1 protein-coding gene is annotated in these 384 nt (G+C 59.4%); it reads left to right on the top strand.

Annotation, left to right across the window (positions count from 1 at the left end; genetic code table 11):
• The coding region (locus tag M2R48_RS21250) for a transporter substrate-binding domain-containing protein (protein ID WP_262087615.1) at positions 1 to 384 on the top strand (384 nt) is incomplete at both ends.

The raw sequence follows: 384 nt of genomic DNA, 5'->3' as shown, positions 1-384 counted from the left end.
CGATGCCGACGGCAACTTCCGCGGCATCACCGCCGACCTCCTGGAGCTGATCCGCCTGCGCACCGGGTTGCGCTTCGAGATCCTGCGCGCACGCGATGTCAACGCGATGATCGAGCAAATCGATACCGGCAAAGCCGACCTCATCGGCGCCATCATTCCCAGCACGGAACGGGAAGCTCAACTGAACTTCAGTCGTCCCTATCTGGAAAACTCCTACGTATTGCTCACACGCAAGGAGCCCGACGCCCCATCGAATCTTGAACAGATGGCAGGCAAGCGCCTGGCGATCACCCAAGGCAACCCTCTGGAAAGCCTTCTGCGCAAGGATTTCCCGCACATTCGCCTGGTGGAAACCAGTGATACCTTCAAGGCCTCGGAACTCCT

The organism is Acinetobacter sp. I-MWF (genome assembly GCF_025433935.1).
In the GTDB taxonomy this organism is placed as follows: domain Bacteria; phylum Pseudomonadota; class Gammaproteobacteria; order Pseudomonadales; family Moraxellaceae; genus Acinetobacter; species Acinetobacter guillouiae.
This window is presented reverse-complemented; position numbering and strand designations above follow the sequence as displayed.